The sequence below is a fragment of the Thermobaculum sp. T2p genome, from assembly GCF_059335935.1.
In genome coordinates, this window is the sequence record NZ_JANZYQ010000006.1 from 54258 (window position 1) to 70342 (window position 16085).

The following is a 16085-nucleotide window of genomic DNA, read 5'->3' on the forward strand; positions in this document are numbered from 1 at the left end:
GATAGAGGGAGATTTTATGGCACAAGTTTACTACGATGCAGATGCTGACATAAACATTATCAAGGATAAGCTCATAGCGATCGTTGGATATGGCAGTCAAGGGCATGCGCACGCTCTAAACCTGCACGATTCCGGTTGCAATGTAATAGTAGGTCTACACGAAGGTAGCAAGAGTGCAGAAAAGGCTCGGAACGACGGTTTGGAGGTTAGATCCGTAGCAGAGGCAGCAGAAGCTGCAGATATTATCATGATGCTCATCCCTGACACTATACACAAGAAGGTGTATGAGGAATCCATAGCACCAGCAATGAGAGCTGGAAAGACGCTGATGTTCGCGCATGGTTTCAGCATCCATTACGGGCAGGTGAAACCTCCCGCAGACGTTGATGTAGTCATGGTAGCCCCAAAGAGTCCTGGGCACATTATGCGTAACCTATTCACACAGGGAATAGGGGTACCAGCACTCCTGGCTGTATATCAGGATGCTAGCGGTCAGGCCGAACAGACAGGCTTAGCTTATGCCAAGGGACTAGGATGTACCAGGGCGGGGGTACTAAAGACCACATTTAAGGAAGAGACTGAAACTGACCTGTTTGGTGAGCAAACAGTGCTCTGCGGTGGTGTTAGCGCGCTGATCAAGGCCGGATTTGAGACTCTAGTAGAAGCAGGCTATCAGCCAGAAATAGCTTACTTCGAGTGCCTGAATGAGATGAAGCTCATCGTAGATCTGATCTATCAGGGCGGTCTCAGCTACATGCGATACAGCATCAGTGATACTGCTGAGTACGGAGATTATATAGCGGGGCCCAGGATAATCGATGAGCACGTTAGAGAGAATATGAAGCAGATCCTGAATGAGATTCAGGATGGCAGTTTCGCACGAAGATGGATAGAGGAGAATGAGAAGGGAAGGCCTGAGTTCGAGAAGATGAGGGAGCAGGACAAGAACCATCTCATCGAGCAAGTAGGGCAGAAGCTCAGGGCAATGATGAGCTGGACACAACCAGCTAACAGGTAGCAACAAATGTAGTACCGGCCCCGGGAGGCAGGAAAATGACACAATACAGTTATATGTGGCAGGACGCACAGGAATTCGCAAGCATGATATGGGCCTCATCCACAGAGACCCAACGGCAGGAAGAGGATCAGGATCAAGAAGCTGAGTGCACACAAGCTATTGCATGGTGTTACGAATAGGAGGCGCAAGTGAGCGAGATAGTAAGGATCTTCGACACAACATTGAGAGATGGTGAGCAGTCGCCGGGGGTCAACCTCAGCGCTCACGAGAAGGTGCTTATAGCAGAGCAGCTCGTCAGACTTGGGGTGGACATCATAGAAGCTGGGTTCCCCATATCCTCACCAGGGGACCTCGAAGCCGTACGCCAGGTGGCTAACACAGTCAAGGGTGTTGTGGTAGCAGCCCTAGCCAGAGCTAACAAGGCGGACATAGATGCTGCTTGGGAGGCCGTAAAAGGGGCTGAACAGCCAATGATTCACACATTTATATCCACCTCTGACCTGCACATTCACTACAAGCTGCGTAAGACGAGAGAAGAGGTGCTCGAAGCAGCCGAACAAGCAGTAAGATACGCTAAGCAGTTCACAGAAGAGGTTGAGTTCTCAGCTGAAGATGCCTCCAGAACGGATCCTGATTACCTCTGCCAGGTGTATAAGGTTGCTATCGATGCGGGCGCTACAGTCATAAACGTACCCGATACCGTAGGTTACGCTGAGCCAAACGAGTTCTCGGCACTGATTCGCACACTCTACGAAAGAGTTCCCAATATCCACAAAGCCGTTGTAAGCGTCCACTGCCACGATGACCTGGGGCTGGCTACAGCTAACACCTTAGCAGCAGTGCGGGAAGGTGTTGGACAAGTAGAAGTGACCATAAATGGCATCGGGGAGAGAGCAGGTAATACCTCCCTTGAGGAGGTGGTGATGGCGCTGGCGACGAAGCCAGCAGCCTTCAACAACAGGAGAACGCGTATCAATACTCGTGAGCTAGTACCTACTAGCAAGCTTGTCAGTCAGCTAACCGGCATGGTAGTACAGCCCAACAAGGCTATAGTAGGAGCCAACGCCTTCGCCCATGAGGCAGGGATACATCAGGATGGCGTGCTCAAAAACCCGCTGACATACGAGATTATGACCCCAGAATCAGTCGGCTGGCAAAATAGCAAGATAGTTTTGGGTAAGCATTCCGGCAGGCACGGCTTTGCATCCAGGCTATCAGAGATGGGCATACAGTTGAGCCCAGAAGAATTGGATATCGCTTACAATCAGTTCAAGCGACTGACGGATGAGCGCAAGCATATAACCGAGGAAGATCTAGTAAACCTAATAAGAAGTATTAGAGCTAGCAAGCAAGAAGTTAGCATAACTTAGGTCTGACCTCCTGGAGGACAAAGAGTTGACGGTCAAAGCAGAACAAAAACCCAAACCAATACCTACCGACCTTGAAGCCAACTGGTGTTACTTCAAGGGAGAGATCATACCTTTGGCTGACGCCAAGGTAAGTGTAGCCACTCATGCTTTAAACTATGGTACAGCGTGCTTTGAGGGTATAAGAGCCTACTGGAATGACAATCAGCAACAGATGTATGTGCTTAAGATGAGGGAACACTACCAAAGGTTCCTCCGTAACTGCAGCCTTATCAAAATAAAGCTAAGCCAAACAGTGGAAGACCTTTGCAATATCACCCTGGAAGTTCTACGTAAGAACCAGTACAAACAGGATGTATACATTCGACCTCTAGCCTTTAAGGCCACACCAACTATCAAGCTGATGTTGAGTGGGCTAGAGGACGAGGTAACCATATACACCTTCCCGATGGGAAACTACGTAGATATATCTTCCGGGCTAAACGTCAGTATCTCTTCGTGGCAGAGAATAAACGACAATGCCATACCAGCTAGAGGCAAGATATGCGGCGCTTATGTAAACAGCGCTCTGGCCGTGGATGATGCCCTGCAAGCCGGCTTCGATGAAGCCATATTCCTTACTAAAGATGGTAACGTATCCGAAGGTAGCTCTTGCAACCTCTTTATCATTAGAGGCAAGGAGCTTATAACCCCTGCAGTCACCGAAGACATACTGGAAGGCATAACGCGTGCCGCCATTATCGAGCTGGTCAGCGCAGAAGAAGACCTGGGACTGAAAGTGATCGAGAGGCCGATTGACCGGTCAGAACTTTATCAGGCAGACGAAGTCTTCTTCTGCGGCACGGGGGTACAGGTATCGCCTGTTACACGTATAGATGACAGAGCTATAGGTAATGGCACTCCAGGGAAATTCACCTTGGAGATTCAAAAACGTTACTTTGCCGCTGCCCGGGGAGACAATAGTAAATATATGCACTGGGTCACACCAGTTTACTAAAACTTACGCCTTCCCTATTTGCTAATCTAGATCAAAACATAAATGCAAATCGGAGTTGAGAGTTGAGCGCAGCTTATAACATAGCAGTTCTACCAGGGGACGGAATAGGACAAGAAGTTGTGCCCGAAGCTGTCAGGGTTCTCCAGGCCATAGCTGATATATATGGGCACAGTTTCCAGTTTGAGGAGATGCTCGTAGGTGGTGCAGCCATAGATGCGTACGGCACACCGCTAAGAGACGAAGATCTAGAGAAGTGCAAGCAGGCCGATGCAGTATTGTTTGGGGCAAACGGGGGTCCTAAGTGGGATAACCCTAAAGCAGAGGTTAGGCCCGAGCAGGCATTACTCTGGCTTAGAAAAGGCTTGGAACTATTCGCCAACCTGCGCCCAGTAAAAGTTACTGACTCTATGCTCGATGCTTCTCCACTCAAGCCCGAGTTGGTAAAGGGAGCAGACTTAATCGTCGTCAGAGAGCTGACTGGCGGCATATACTTTGGCCAGCCATCCAAAAGATGGGAGGAAAACGGCCAGAGACATGCTGTGGATACCCTCTACTACAGCGAAGAGGAAATACGACGCGTCGTACGTACGGCGTGTGACATAGCCATGACTAGGCGCAAGAAGGTGACCAGCGTCGACAAAGCAAACGTACTGTCCAGTTCCAGGCTGTGGCGAGAAGTAGCTGCTGAGGTAGCCCAGGAATACCCAGAGATAGAGATGGAGCACATACTAGTAGATGCGATGACTATGCATATAATGCGCGCCCCTAAGAGCTTCGATGTAATAGTAACCGAGAATATGTTCGGTGACATCCTTACGGATGAGGCTGCAATGCTTACCGGCTCTATAGGACTGCTGCCATCTGCAAGCTTGGGGGCACGAGTCAAGGAAAATGGCGTACGCCCTGGGCTCTACGAACCTATTCACGGCTCTGCCCCAGACATAGCTGGGAAAGGCATAGCCAATCCGACAGCTACCATTCTTAGCGCTGCCCTAATGCTCAGATACTCGTTTGGTCTTGAAACCGAGGCCTCATCTATAGAACAGGCTGTGGCCAAGGCCTTGTCAGAAGGCAAGGCAACAGCAGACATCGTACGTGATGGCAAAGCACTCTCAACCCGAGAGATGACCGACGTAATAATCAACTACATCTACGAGAACTCCAAGTCTACTACAGGAGTATAAGCCTCTTTGAAGGAGATCCAGAATTGAGACAGATAAAGATCTACGACACTACTCTAAGAGATGGCTCCCAAATGGAGGGGATTTCCTTCTCCGTCGAGGACAAGTTGAAGTTGACAAGGCGTCTTGACGAGCTTGGAGTTCATTACATTGAGGGTGGCTGGCCAGGCTCCAATCCTAAGGACGCCGAGTACTTTGAGAGGATGAAGAACATTCCTCTCAAGAATGCTAAGTTGGCAGCTTTCGGCTCAACGCGAAGAGCATATGCATCTGTTGAGGAAGACCTGAATCTGAGGATGCTGCTCGAGGCTGGCACCCAGGTTATAACTCTGGTAGGCAAGAGTTGGGACATGCAGGTGCATGTAGTGCTAGGTTGCTCATTAGAAGAGAACCTGGCTATGATCAAAGATTCCGTAGCATTCTGTAAGTCCTACGGCAAGGAGGTGTTCTTTGATGCAGAGCACTTCTTTGACGGATACAAAAATAATCCCGACTATGCTATGCGATGCATACATGCAGCGATAGAGGCTGGGGCAGATGCCGTAGTGCTATGTGATACCAACGGGGGTAGAATGCCCGAGGAGATAGCACAGGCCGTTGAGAAGGTCGTAGAAGAGACAAGAGCAATAGCAGCGACAAGGCCATTTGACGTCGGCATACACACACACAACGACTCTGAATTGGCAGTAGCCAACACTTTGATAGCCGTACAAAAAGGCGCTACTCAGGTCCAGGGAACCATAAATGGTTATGGTGAGCGTATAGGCAACGCTAATCTCTGCTCTGTTATAGCTAACTTGGAGCTGAAATATGGTTATCACACTATTGGCCGAGAAAAGGTAAAGGAGCTTACATCTGTCTCGAGGTACTTTGCTGAAGTAGCCAACATGGCTCATGATGAAAGACTACCCTATGTCGGGGCAAAAGCCTTTACACATAAAGCTGGGCTGCATGTCAACGCTGTAGCCAAATCGGCTGAAACTTACGAACACCTACCACCTGAGCTAGTCGGAAACACCAGGCGAGTAACTATATCCGAGCTGGGCGGTAGATCCAACGTACTTATGAAGATGGCTCAGTTCGGACTGGAGGCACACACCTCCTCGGAACAGGTAAGACAGGTGCTCGAAGAGGTAAAGAGGCTTGAAAAAGAGGGGTTTCAGTTTGAGGATGCTGAAGCCTCATTCGAGCTGCTGGTTCTTCGAGCACGACCAGATTATGAACCACCATTTAGGCTACTGGATTTCATGGTCGTATCTGAGAGTCGTAACGGCGGCGAGTTTTTGTCCGAGGCCACTGTGAAGATCAAGGTAGGTAGCGAAGTCATGCACACAGCAGCAGATGGGGACGGTCCCGTAAATGCCTTGGACAGGGCTATGCGTAAGGCACTTGCGCCATTCTATCCAGAACTTGATCCAGTACACCTTACGGATTACAAGGTACGAGTACTGGATAACGAATCTGGAACTGCTGCTACAGTACGTGTATGGATCCAGTCCACCGACGGTAAGAGCACTTGGAATACTGTCGGTTCTTCAACCAACATTATTGAGGCTAGCTGGTTGGCGCTTGCTGATAGCTTGGAGTATCCACTCCGATCAATCAGCAAGCGTAGGCCAAGATAAGCAAAATTATCTTCTGGAATCGGGGGACGCTATGGCACCAAGGACACTTGCAGAGAAGGTTTGGGAAGATCACGTAGTACGTAGATCACCAGGAGAACCCGACCTGCTTTATATTGATCTGCATCTCGTGCATGAAGTTACATCTCCTCAAGCATTCGAAGGGTTAAGGCTCGCGGGGCGTAAAGTCCGTAGACCGGATCTAACTCTGGCTACGATGGACCATAACGTGCCCACAACCGGTCTGCAGTTTGGAATAACAGACCCTATTTCTAGAGCTCAGGTAGAGGCTCTGAAGAAAAACTGTGCAGATTTTGGAATCAGGTTATTTGGGATGGGAGACCCCAGGCAAGGCATAGTCCATGTCATAGGACCTGAACAAGGACTGACACAGCCTGGAATGACTATAGTTTGTGGAGATAGCCACACTTCCACACACGGAGCTTTCGGCGCACTAGCTTTTGGAATCGGGACCAGTGAAGTTGAACACGTACTGGCCACACAATGTCTCTGGCAGCGAAAACCCAAGATGATGGCAATAGAAGTAAACGGAGAGCTGCCTATAGGCGTTACCGCTAAGGATATTATCCTTGGCATCATCGAGAAAATTGGCGTAGATGGTGGCAATGGTCACATAATCGAGTATAGAGGCGATACCATTCGCTCACTCTCGATGGAACAGAGAATGACCATATGCAACATGTCCATAGAGGCTGGTGCAAGAGCTGGGATGATAGCGCCTGATGATACTACCTTCAAATACATCGAAGGGAGACCCCATGCTCCTAAGGGCAAAGCATGGGAGAAGGCGCTCGAGTATTGGCAATCCTTGCCTACAGATGAGGGAGCCCAGTTCGATAAAGTGGTGAAGCTGGATGCAAGCCAGCTTGAGCCGTATGTAACGTGGGGTACAAATCCAGGACAGTCAGTAAAGATCACTGGGAGAGTACCTGATCCTAGTGAAGCTAAGACGCCCGCAGAGAGGGAAGCTATGGAGCGAGCGCTCAAATACATGGGGCTTGAGCCTGGCACTCCCATGACGGAGATCAAGATAGATACGGTCTTCATAGGTTCTTGTACTAATGCACGTATAGAGGATCTAAGGGCTGCAGCTAAGATCCTTCATGGACGCAAGGTGGCCAAAGGCGTACGAGCAATGGTTGTCCCCGGCTCTATGCAGGTCAAGGCTCAAGCTGAAAGAGAGGGGCTTGACAAGATATTCAAAGAAGCAGGGTTCGAGTGGAGAGATTCTGGATGCTCTATGTGTCTCGGTATGAACCCAGATATACTAGAGCCTGGCAAGAGAAGCGCCTCCACCTCCAACCGAAACTTCGAGGGAAGACAGGGACCAGGCGGTAGAACCCACCTCATGTCTCCGATTATGGCTGCGGCCGCAGCTGTTGCTGGCCACCTGGTTGATGTGCGCGAATGGGAGGTTAAGTAGCCGATGAAAGCTATCAACAAAGTAGAGGGCATAGTAGCACCTCTCGACAGACCTAACATAGATACTGACCAAATAATGCCTAAGCAGTTCCTGAAGAGAATCGAGCGTACAGGCTTTGGTCCGTTTACATTCTATGACTGGAGAAAAGAGCCTGACTTCATTCTGAATAGACCAGAGTACCAGAACGCTAAGATTTTAGCTACTGGGCCAAACTTTGGATGTGGTTCATCTAGGGAACATGCCCCCTGGGGACTACAAGATATGGGTTTTGATGTGATTATAGCTCCAAGCTTCGCGGATATATTCCGAAACAACTGCACCAAGATTGGGCTACTATGCGTAGAGCTTCCTGAAGATCAGGTCAGGGAGATTATAAAATTTGCCCTAGATAATCCGGGAATAACTGGTAAGGTGGACCTGGAGGCTCAGACTGTCGAGGTTGGGAACCTGAGGGCTAACTTCAATATAGATCCCTTCGTCAAACATAGACTTCTCAACGGCCTGGATGATATAGGGCTAACTCTGCAGCATGTAGCTGATATAGATGCTTACGAAGCCAGAAGACCCGAGTTCAAGCCTGTTACTGTATTGAGCTAACATTGAATTTATAACTAAACCTAGTCCAAACATGAGGCAGGGGAGATATCTCCCCTGCCTCATTATGTAAGGAGTCTAGAGAAAGGCTTTGGTTACGGCACCCTCGGAGGCCGAAGATACCAGCGCCGCATACTTGGCAAACACACCAGATGTGTAACGAGGGGCAGGTGCTTTCCACTCCTGCATTCTAGCCGTGATCACCTCTTGAGGTAGGTCTACCTCAAGCTTCTTATTATCGAGGTCTATGGTCACCATATCTCCTTCTCGCAGGGCAGCTATGGGTCCGCCTACAGCCGCTTCCGGAGAAACATGTCCCACCATCAGTCCACGAGTAGCTCCACTAAACCTTCCATCAGTAAGGAGCGCTACCGAATCTCCAAGCCCTTCACCTACTATCGCGCTAGTGACACCTAGCATCTCTCGCATTCCAGGACCACCTTTTGGTCCTTCATATCTAATCACTACAACATCTCCAGGATTTATCTGCTTGTTGATTACTGCCTCCATGGCATCTTCTTCACAGTCAAATACTCTTGCTGGGCCCTTATGATACGTCCTACCACTTGCAGCTATCTTTACCACTGCGCCTTCAGGTGCGAGATTGCCCTTGAGTATCACTAGCCCACCCACTGGGCTCTTAGGATTATCCAGGCTCAATATAACTTGCTGGCCAGGTTTCTTCTCCTGAACGTTTGCCACTTCCTCGGCAAGTGTTCTGCCTGTGGGTGTTAGCTGACTGCCATCTATCTTACCGCCCTCGATAAGCCTCTTCAGTATCAGCTCTATACCGCCAGCCTCATAGACATCGACTGCTGTGTACTTACCAGATGGCCTCAAGTCGGTGATAACTGGAGTATTCTCGCTTATCTCATTGAAGTCATCTATAGTCAACTCTACACCGGCCTCTCGCGCTATAGCCAATAGGTGTAGCACTGCATTAGTAGATCCCCCAGTTCCAGTAGCAGCTGCGATACCGTTAAGGAAAGCTTGCCTAGTGAGTATATCGCTCGGTTTCAGCCCCCTCTTGAGTTGATCAACCACCAACTTACCTGCCTCATAGCAAATCCTCTTCTTATCAGGGTGAGGCTGAGGAGTGGATCCGGACCCTACAGGAGCTATACCTAAGGCTTCTATAACTGTAGCCATAGTATTGGCAGTATATTGCCCCCCACAGGCACCAATACCCGGACAAGCTACCTTTTCAAGCTCCGTAAGTTCTTCATCCGTAATCTTGCCAGCAGCCGCTGCTCCTATAGCTTCATAAACATCCTGGATGTTTACGTCTCTACCTTTGTACTTGCCTGGATAAATAGTTCCCGTATAGATAAGAAATCCTGGAATATCCAGTCTTGCCAAGGCCATAGCCCCTGCAGGAATCGTCTTATCACAGGCCACAAGGATGACTATGGCGTCAAACATATGCCCTCGACCCACCAGTTCTATGGAGTCAGCAATCACCTCGCGGCTTATCAGGGAGGCCTTCATACCTTCTGTGCCCATAGTGATGCCATCGCTTATAGCGACAGTGTTTACCTCTACAGGTACAGCTCCGGCATCTCTAATCCCTCGCTTGACATGTTCTGCAAGCTCTCTATGACCATAGTTACAGGGCATTGTCTCTATCCAACAGTGAGCTACTCCGATAACGGGCTTACGGAAATCTTCATCGGTCCATCCTATGGCCCGTAGCATGGACCTGGCACCTGCCCTCTCACGCCCCTCAACTATGGTTCTGCTTTTGTGTCTAGTATCAAATCCGGTCGATGCGTCGCTCATATGCAGCCTCCGAAGATCTTAGAAATTTGAGGTACAGGCTTATTGTACAAGTTTTACTCTATTTGAAGACTAAAAGTCCAAACTTCACACCCCGCAACTTCCATATGATGCAAACTGGACAGGCAGAGACTATGATCTACCAAAAAGGAATACTTATTGTCTATGAGTTCTCCACCTGATGGTATAGAGCTGTCTCATTGGGAAGAGCGCAGAGGTATACATGGTCGTGCTAATCCGACACCGCTGATCCTGCTCTCATTGATCGTGATAGCGAGCTTATCTGGAATACTAGGACCAATGCGCCACATGGCGACTTCCCAAAATAACACCTCGGTGCTGGAGATCGAAGGCCCAAGGTTCATACGCACAGGAGAGATCTTTGAGATGAGGATACACATAATTCCGAAGACAGAGTTGAAGAACACTGTGCTAGGTGTATCTGCTGATTTATGGAAGGATATGACCATAAACACAATGTCTCCAGCTCCACAGGAAGAGTCCTATGAAAACGGCGATTTTAGATTTTTGTTTGGCAACCTCAGCAGTAATGAAGAGTTCCTAGTAAAAGTAGATTTGCAAATAAACCCCAGCTTGAGAGGGCAAAATCATGGCGCTATTAGGTTGCTTAGCAATGGGGCAGAAATCAACAGAGTTGACTACTCCATAATGGTGTGGCCGTAAGATGGACATAGTCATTAGGGCAACAGTCATATTCTGGGGACTTTATATCCTCATAAGGCTACTTGGGAAAAGAGAGCTTGCACAGATGACTCCCTTTGAACTTATAGTACTGGTCGTGATGGGAGATCTTATACAACAAGGCATAACTCACAATGATTTCTCATTAACTGGGGCTCTTATAGCTATCACGACATTCGGCTTTTGGGCCGCAAGCATCTCCTGGGCAACATATCTATCTAGAAGGTTTGAGCAACTCTTTGATGGTAAGCCTATAGTTATAGTTAGAGACGGTCAATATATAGAACCTAACATGCGAAATGCCAGGGTGACCCGATCAGAGGTAGAGTCCGAGATGAGGCTAGCCGGTATAGCTAACATATCTAACGTAGCGTGGGCCATAATAGAACCTAAAGGTAGAATAAGCTTCATACAAAGCCAGGGCGATCAACGGCCACAACAAAGCCAGTCAGAAGAGGATACGGCAGGTACAATGTGACAGTCAACAGGAGGTATCTCATGAACAGTAACCCCAAAGTCACTAGGTGGTCAAGTGATACTCCTCCAACAGACGATCAGATACAACAGATTATGAGAAAGGAAAACCTCCAATTTTATACTTGGTCGAATTCTCCTGGAGACGTATATGCTCCACACTCTCATTCTTACCATAAGGTATTGTATGTGGCTAAAGGTTCCATAACATTTGGTTTCCCAGAAACACAAACTAAGATTGAGATGCATCCAGGTGATAGACTCGATCTACCTCCAGGCATCGTACATGATGCGATCGTCGGGCCCGAAGGAGTAGTATGCATCGAGGGCCATAGATACGATACCGGTAAGGAGAGTTAGGCATGCGGCAGGACTATAAGTATAAATGTGATGTCTGTCACGTCACGTTCCGCACCCTCGAAGAACTTGAAGAGCACGGACGACAAGCTCACGAGGTCTCTAGTCCCGACTATCCCTGCCCTAGCTGCAACAAGAAGTTTGCAACCTTGGAGGAACTAGAGAAGCATCGCAAGCACTACCATCCGTAAACCTCTCTAGCAGTCCATCCATACTTTCTGATAACCTGCTGACAGTAGATGCTGTATAACCTAATTACGGAGGATTCGGGCATGCCCTTCTTTGATCTGTCACTAGATGAGCTACAGAAATACTTACCACCACGACAAGAACCTTCAGACTTTGACGATTTCTGGAATAACACCCTGCAAGAGGCCAGAGCTATTCCCATCAACGCCAGGTTCGAGGCTGTAGATTATGGCCTGCGCAACGTAGAAACTTATGATGTAACTTTCAAAGGTTACGGCGGTCAGGATATCAAAGGGTGGCTGCTAAAGCCCAAAGGGCAAACTGGAAAGATCCCATGTGTAGTGGAATTTATAGGCTACGGTGGAGGACGAGGATTCCCTATAGACTGGCTAACATGGAGCAGCGTAGGATATATCCATCTGGTAATGGACACCAGAGGGCAAGGCAGCAGTTTCCTGAAGGGTGATACTCCCGACGATCCAAACGCTGCTATTGATCCTCAGTTTCCAGGATTTATGACAAGAGGAATCCTTAGCCCTACAACATACTACTACCGCAGGGTATTCACCGACGCTGTCAGAGCAGTCGAGGCCGCAAAGCAATACCCAGAAGTAGACTCAGATAAGATCATAGTCACAGGTGGAAGCCAGGGCGGAGGTATAACACTCGCAGTTGCGGGCTAGTGCCAGACGTGTTTGCTGCAATGCCCGATGTTCCATTCCTATGCCACTATCGAAGAGCTACTGAGATCACCGACTCAGCACCCTACATAGAGATATCAAAGTACTGTGCGGTGCACAGAGACAAAGTCGATCAGGTGTTTAGTACACTCTCTTACTTCGATGGAGTCAACTTTGCAGCAAGAGCAAAATGTCCTGCACTGTTCTCAGTTGGCTTAATGGATGAGGTATGTCCACCGTCCACTGTATTTGCTGCTTATAACCATTATGCTGGCCCTAAAGAGATCAGGATCTATACATACAACCACCACGAAGGTGGAGGTAATTATCAGACTCTAGAGAAGATTAAGTTTCTACACAACTTGCTTGACGAATAAAAGCAGGAGTGAACGCCTTGGATGTTATAGGGTTTGGATGGAGATTTCCAGATTTTCCTACAGATGGTAGTAGCTTCGCTGAGTTCACTCGGCAGGTACGTGAAAACCTAGATGTGCTGGTCAGCTACAACTACGACAGCGTCTGGGTTGCAGACCATTTCATCCCCTGGCCTGATTGGCAAGAAGAAGACACGCCTACTATAGAATGCTTTACTACGATCTCCTATTACTCAGCACTATATCCTCAGATTAAGTGGGGGTCCACTGTATTCTGTCAATCTTATAGAAACCCAGCATTGCTAGCTAAAGCCTTCGCACAGCTGTGCGCACTCAATCCGGGAAAATATATATTCGGTATAGGGGCGGGCTGGAAAGAGAAGGAATACATCGAATACAATTTCCCTTTCCCCAAACCATCAATTAGGATAGCCCAAATGGCGGAAGCTATACAGATCACCAAATTACTGTGGACCCGCTCCAAAGCAACTTTTGAAGGCAAATACTATAGTGTTCGCGAGGCTACAGTCAATCCTAAACCAGATCCGCTACCACCAATTATGGTAGGCGGAGCTGGAGAGAAACTTACTATGAGGGTAGCTGCTCAGCACGCAGACTGGTGGAACCTTTCCGGGGGAAGCATAGAAACCTTCAGGCATAAACTAGAGGTGCTACGAAGACATTGTGAGGATGTTGGTAGGAGTTACGATAATATAGTAAAGAGCTGGTCAAGCTCCTGCGTGGCTGTAGCAGACAGCTCTAGCCAAGCTGAGAGAATAGCTAAAAGCAGCCCATTCTACAGCGAAGACAGCGCGATCTTTGGCACTCCCGATGAAGTAGCCAGGCAGGTGGAGGCGCGCATAGCATCCGGAGTGCAGCACTTTCAGCTAAGGTTTGCCGATTTCCCAAGTACCAGAAGCATGGAGCTCTTTGGTAAGGAAGTTATACCCCGCTTCCTATCATGAATTACTAATTAAATACTCAGCACTTTATAGCTCTGGAGTGTTAGCTAATACTTCAGAGCTATAGTTTGCATTTTGCAGTAATTATAATTATTAGACCTTATTGACTATTTGGTGCATAATTAGCCATAAACCCAGGTTTACAAAAACAGAATGTTACAGAACGAAGTCCTGATTATAATCCTGCTGACAGCATTAGGAATAGTCACAATATTAGTTATAGCGGCAAGTAATAGAACGAGGACCTCGAATAAAGAGAGCTCGAAGTTAGTATCATCAACCGCCTTAACTCACTTAGAAGCATGCCTAGATGCAGCAACCATACCCATGCTGATAATAGATCAGGACCTCAGTATATCTTACGCTAGCAAGTCGTTACAAAGCTTGATCAACTTCGTTCCCAAAGCCTTAACGGGAGCAAGTTTATTAGAGCTAATCCATAAGGAGGATCAAGAATCCGCTAAGAAGCTAGTACTTCAGCAGAATCAAGCTCACAAGGTCTCACAGGCTGACCTAAAGCTACGTAGGGCCGGAGATGGCTGGGTTAAGGTTAGAGCCTACTCCAGCAGGCTGTCTTCCAATCTCACATTGCTGCTAATGCAGGATGTCTCGCTAACAGAATCTCTGAGAGTGCAGCTAGAGATCGAGCGTGCAAAGATAGAGATAGCAGAAAGAGTTGCAAACCTGGGTCTATGGGAAAGAGATACATCTACAGGTCAAGAGGTATGGTCCGATCAGACCTTCAGGATTTATGGACTCAAACCTGGATCCCTAGAGCCAAATTATGAGTATCTACTCAGCATAGTACATCCGGGTGACAGGGCTCGCGTCGACAGTACATATAGGGACTCTATAAAGGCGTTAAAAGAATACAACGTTTCTTACAGAATATTACTTCCCGACAACAGCGTCAGAGTAGTACACAGTAAAGCTCAAATAGTAAAAGGAACTGATTCACGCCTGCTACTTACAGGCACGGTTCAGGATGTGACCGAGCAGAAGGTAAACGAAGAGAGTTTACTTAGGCAAGCTCTCCATGACCCCTTGACTGGTCTTCCAAACAGGGTAATGCTAGGGCAGCAACTCGAGAAGCTCCTTGCTTCCAACAGAAGCCGCAGCATTGCCGTCTTGTTTCTGGACCTAGATAACTTCAAAGCAGTAAATGACAACCTGGGACACCAAGCAGGGGATTCTCTGTTAGTTGCAGTCGCTCGTAGGCTCAGTGCTAATCTACGCCCAACCGACTTTGCAGCGCGATTTGGAGGGGACGAATTCACTGTAGTGGTTACAAAGGTGAAGAGCATCGACTATGTCGTATCAATAGCCAAGCGGATCATCGAATCCATCAGTCAACCCTTTGATATAGCTGGGGAAAGCATATATACATCCATAAGCATAGGGATAGCACTATGTTCCTCTTCCGAAGATTCAGCCTCATCACTACTAAGAAAAGCTGATATTGCTTTATACAAGTCAAAGTCATTGGGAAGAGGCACTTATGTCATCTTTGATCAATCCATGGAAAAGGAAGCCTCAGAGATACTGGAACTAGAACGCAACTTGAGAACGGCTATACAAAACGATCAGTTCGTAGTGTACTACCAGCCAATAGTGAATGCTACCACCGACAAGGTAGAAATGATAGAAGCTCTGCTCAGGTGGAACTCTCCTAAGGGGATTTTAAGTCCCGATAAATTTATACCTATTGCTGAGGAAGTTGGATTAATAAACACACTGGGAGAAATAGTACTCAACAAAGCATGCGAGCAAACAGCCTATTTGAAAGCAGAAACTGGCTCTAGTTTCGTGATCAGTATAAACCTCTCAGCAAAACAACTTAGGCAACCTCACTTCATCAATAATCTAGAATCCATTCTTCACAAGTATGACTTACAGCCAAAAGAGGTACAGCTAGAAATCACTGAAAACGCGCTGGTAGAAGAGGTAGAGTGCATAACAAATGTGCTTAAAGAACTCAAGGCGCTAGGAATAAGGATAGCAATAGATGATTTTGGGACTGGATATTCAAGCCTAAGCTATCTCAGAAAATTGCCAATTGACCTCATCAAGATAGATCAATCGTTTATAAAAATGCTACCTAATGATGAGGAACATAGAGCAATAATTCACACAATTATCTCCTTAGCTCACTCCCTCGAACTGGAAATAATCGCGGAAGGCGTAGAGGAAAAGTTACAGAGGGAGATCTTATTATCCATGGGCTGCAAGCTCATACAGGGAAATCTAATATCTCACCCAGTTGACCTAGAGAGCATCAAGCTAATATTAGGCCACACATCCTCCAAGTGAAGCATATTAATCTCAAGACTCATAGAAGAAGCAACTCG

Annotated in this window: 15 protein-coding genes and 2 pseudogenes; 16 read left to right on the forward strand and 1 reads right to left on the reverse strand. The window is 47.7% G+C overall.

The features are described 5' to 3' along the window. Nucleotides 1-16 precede the first annotated feature (16 nt). The 8 genes from ilvC (at nucleotide 17) to leuD (ending at nucleotide 8226) form a co-directional block, all read left to right on the forward strand. Complete coding sequence (ilvC, locus tag N2245_RS03155) at nucleotides 17-1018, forward strand: ketol-acid reductoisomerase (RefSeq protein WP_494535278.1); 1002 nt, start codon at nucleotides 17-19, stop codon at nucleotides 1016-1018. A gap of 35 nt (nucleotides 1019-1053) precedes the next feature. Next, a complete protein-coding gene (locus N2245_RS03160; protein WP_494535279.1) occupies nucleotides 1054-1197 on the forward strand; it encodes a hypothetical protein in 144 nt (47 codons plus the stop codon). A gap of 9 nt (nucleotides 1198-1206) precedes the next feature. Next, on the forward strand, nucleotides 1207-2388 hold the full coding sequence (locus N2245_RS03165; RefSeq protein WP_494535280.1) for a 2-isopropylmalate synthase: 1182 nt from the start codon (nucleotides 1207-1209) through the stop codon (nucleotides 2386-2388). Between the two features lie 25 nt (nucleotides 2389-2413). Beyond that, complete coding sequence (locus N2245_RS03170) at nucleotides 2414-3382, forward strand: branched-chain amino acid transaminase (RefSeq protein ID WP_494535281.1); 969 nt, start codon at nucleotides 2414-2416, stop codon at nucleotides 3380-3382. A gap of 62 nt (nucleotides 3383-3444) precedes the next feature. Next, nucleotides 3445-4566, forward strand: a complete 1122-nt coding sequence (gene leuB / locus N2245_RS03175; protein WP_494535282.1) for a 3-isopropylmalate dehydrogenase — start codon at nucleotides 3445-3447, stop codon at nucleotides 4564-4566. A 23-nt stretch (nucleotides 4567-4589) separates the two neighbouring features. Further along, nucleotides 4590-6188 (forward strand): citramalate synthase, encoded by a 1599-nt coding sequence (gene cimA / locus N2245_RS03180; RefSeq protein ID WP_494535283.1) that lies wholly within the window; start codon nucleotides 4590-4592, stop codon nucleotides 6186-6188. A 31-nt stretch (nucleotides 6189-6219) separates the two neighbouring features. After that, the gene (leuC, locus tag N2245_RS03185) at nucleotides 6220-7629 is read left to right on the forward strand and encodes a 3-isopropylmalate dehydratase large subunit (RefSeq protein ID WP_494535284.1); all 1410 of its coding nucleotides are present in this window, start codon (nucleotides 6220-6222) and stop codon (nucleotides 7627-7629) included. A gap of 3 nt (nucleotides 7630-7632) precedes the next feature. Then, nucleotides 7633-8226 carry a 3-isopropylmalate dehydratase small subunit gene (leuD, locus tag N2245_RS03190; protein ID WP_494535285.1) on the forward strand — a complete coding sequence of 198 codons (594 nt, stop codon included), beginning with the start codon at nucleotides 7633-7635 and terminating at the stop codon, nucleotides 8224-8226. 75 nt (nucleotides 8227-8301) lie between these two features. On the opposite strand, the gene ilvD is transcribed toward leuD, so the two are convergent. Continuing rightward, nucleotides 8302-10002 carry a dihydroxy-acid dehydratase gene (gene ilvD / locus N2245_RS03195; RefSeq protein ID WP_494535286.1) on the reverse strand — a complete coding sequence of 567 codons (1701 nt, stop codon included), beginning with the start codon at nucleotides 10000-10002 and terminating at the stop codon, nucleotides 8302-8304. Nucleotides 10003-10164: 162 nt separating this feature from the next. Between ilvD and N2245_RS03200 the strand changes: the two genes are divergently transcribed. The 8 genes and pseudogenes from N2245_RS03200 (at nucleotide 10165) to N2245_RS03235 (ending at nucleotide 16047) form a co-directional block, all read left to right on the forward strand. Further along, nucleotides 10165-10683 carry a hypothetical protein gene (locus N2245_RS03200; RefSeq protein WP_494535287.1) on the forward strand — a complete coding sequence of 173 codons (519 nt, stop codon included), beginning with the start codon at nucleotides 10165-10167 and terminating at the stop codon, nucleotides 10681-10683. Nucleotide 10684: 1 nt separating this feature from the next. Beyond that, the gene (locus N2245_RS03205; RefSeq protein WP_494535288.1) at nucleotides 10685-11179 is read left to right on the forward strand and encodes a DUF421 domain-containing protein; all 495 of its coding nucleotides are present in this window, start codon (nucleotides 10685-10687) and stop codon (nucleotides 11177-11179) included. Nucleotides 11180-11199: 20 nt separating this feature from the next. Further along, on the forward strand, nucleotides 11200-11535 hold the full coding sequence (locus N2245_RS03210; protein ID WP_494535289.1) for a cupin domain-containing protein: 336 nt from the start codon (nucleotides 11200-11202) through the stop codon (nucleotides 11533-11535). Between the two features lie 2 nt (nucleotides 11536-11537). Then, on the forward strand, nucleotides 11538-11723 hold the full coding sequence (locus tag N2245_RS03215; protein WP_494535290.1) for a C2H2-type zinc finger protein: 186 nt from the start codon (nucleotides 11538-11540) through the stop codon (nucleotides 11721-11723). Between the two features lie 81 nt (nucleotides 11724-11804). Further along, nucleotides 11805-12778, forward strand: a pseudogene (locus N2245_RS03220) (acetylxylan esterase). 17 nt (nucleotides 12779-12795) lie between these two features. Then, the gene (locus tag N2245_RS03225; protein WP_494535291.1) at nucleotides 12796-13740 is read left to right on the forward strand and encodes an LLM class flavin-dependent oxidoreductase; all 945 of its coding nucleotides are present in this window, start codon (nucleotides 12796-12798) and stop codon (nucleotides 13738-13740) included. A gap of 150 nt (nucleotides 13741-13890) precedes the next feature. Continuing rightward, a pseudogene (locus N2245_RS03230) lies at nucleotides 13891-14295 on the forward strand (PAS domain-containing protein); the annotation flags it as partial. A gap of 72 nt (nucleotides 14296-14367) precedes the next feature. Next, nucleotides 14368-16047 (forward strand): putative bifunctional diguanylate cyclase/phosphodiesterase, encoded by a 1680-nt coding sequence (locus N2245_RS03235; RefSeq protein ID WP_494535324.1) that lies wholly within the window; start codon nucleotides 14368-14370, stop codon nucleotides 16045-16047. Nucleotides 16048-16085 lie beyond the last annotated feature (38 nt).

Excerpts from the sequence above, each read along its gene's own strand:
- N2245_RS03210 (WP_494535289.1), top strand. The coding sequence starts at position 11,200 with ATGAACAGTAACCCCAAAGTCACTAGGTGGTCAAGTGATACTCCTCCA.
- leuD (WP_494535285.1), top strand. The coding sequence starts at position 7,633 with ATGAAAGCTATCAACAAAGTAGAGGGCATAGTAGCACCTCTCGACAGA.
- leuC (WP_494535284.1), top strand. The coding sequence starts at position 6,220 with ATGGCACCAAGGACACTTGCAGAGAAGGTTTGGGAAGATCACGTAGTA.
- N2245_RS03205 (WP_494535288.1), top strand. The coding sequence starts at position 10,685 with ATGGACATAGTCATTAGGGCAACAGTCATATTCTGGGGACTTTATATC.
- ilvD (WP_494535286.1), bottom strand. The coding sequence starts at position 10,002 with ATGAGCGACGCATCGACCGGATTTGATACTAGACACAAAAGCAGAACC.
- N2245_RS03200 (WP_494535287.1), top strand. The coding sequence starts at position 10,165 with ATGAGTTCTCCACCTGATGGTATAGAGCTGTCTCATTGGGAAGAGCGC.
- N2245_RS03160 (WP_494535279.1), top strand. The coding sequence starts at position 1,054 with ATGACACAATACAGTTATATGTGGCAGGACGCACAGGAATTCGCAAGC.
- ilvC (WP_494535278.1), top strand. The coding sequence starts at position 17 with ATGGCACAAGTTTACTACGATGCAGATGCTGACATAAACATTATCAAG.
- N2245_RS03215 (WP_494535290.1), top strand. The coding sequence starts at position 11,538 with ATGCGGCAGGACTATAAGTATAAATGTGATGTCTGTCACGTCACGTTC.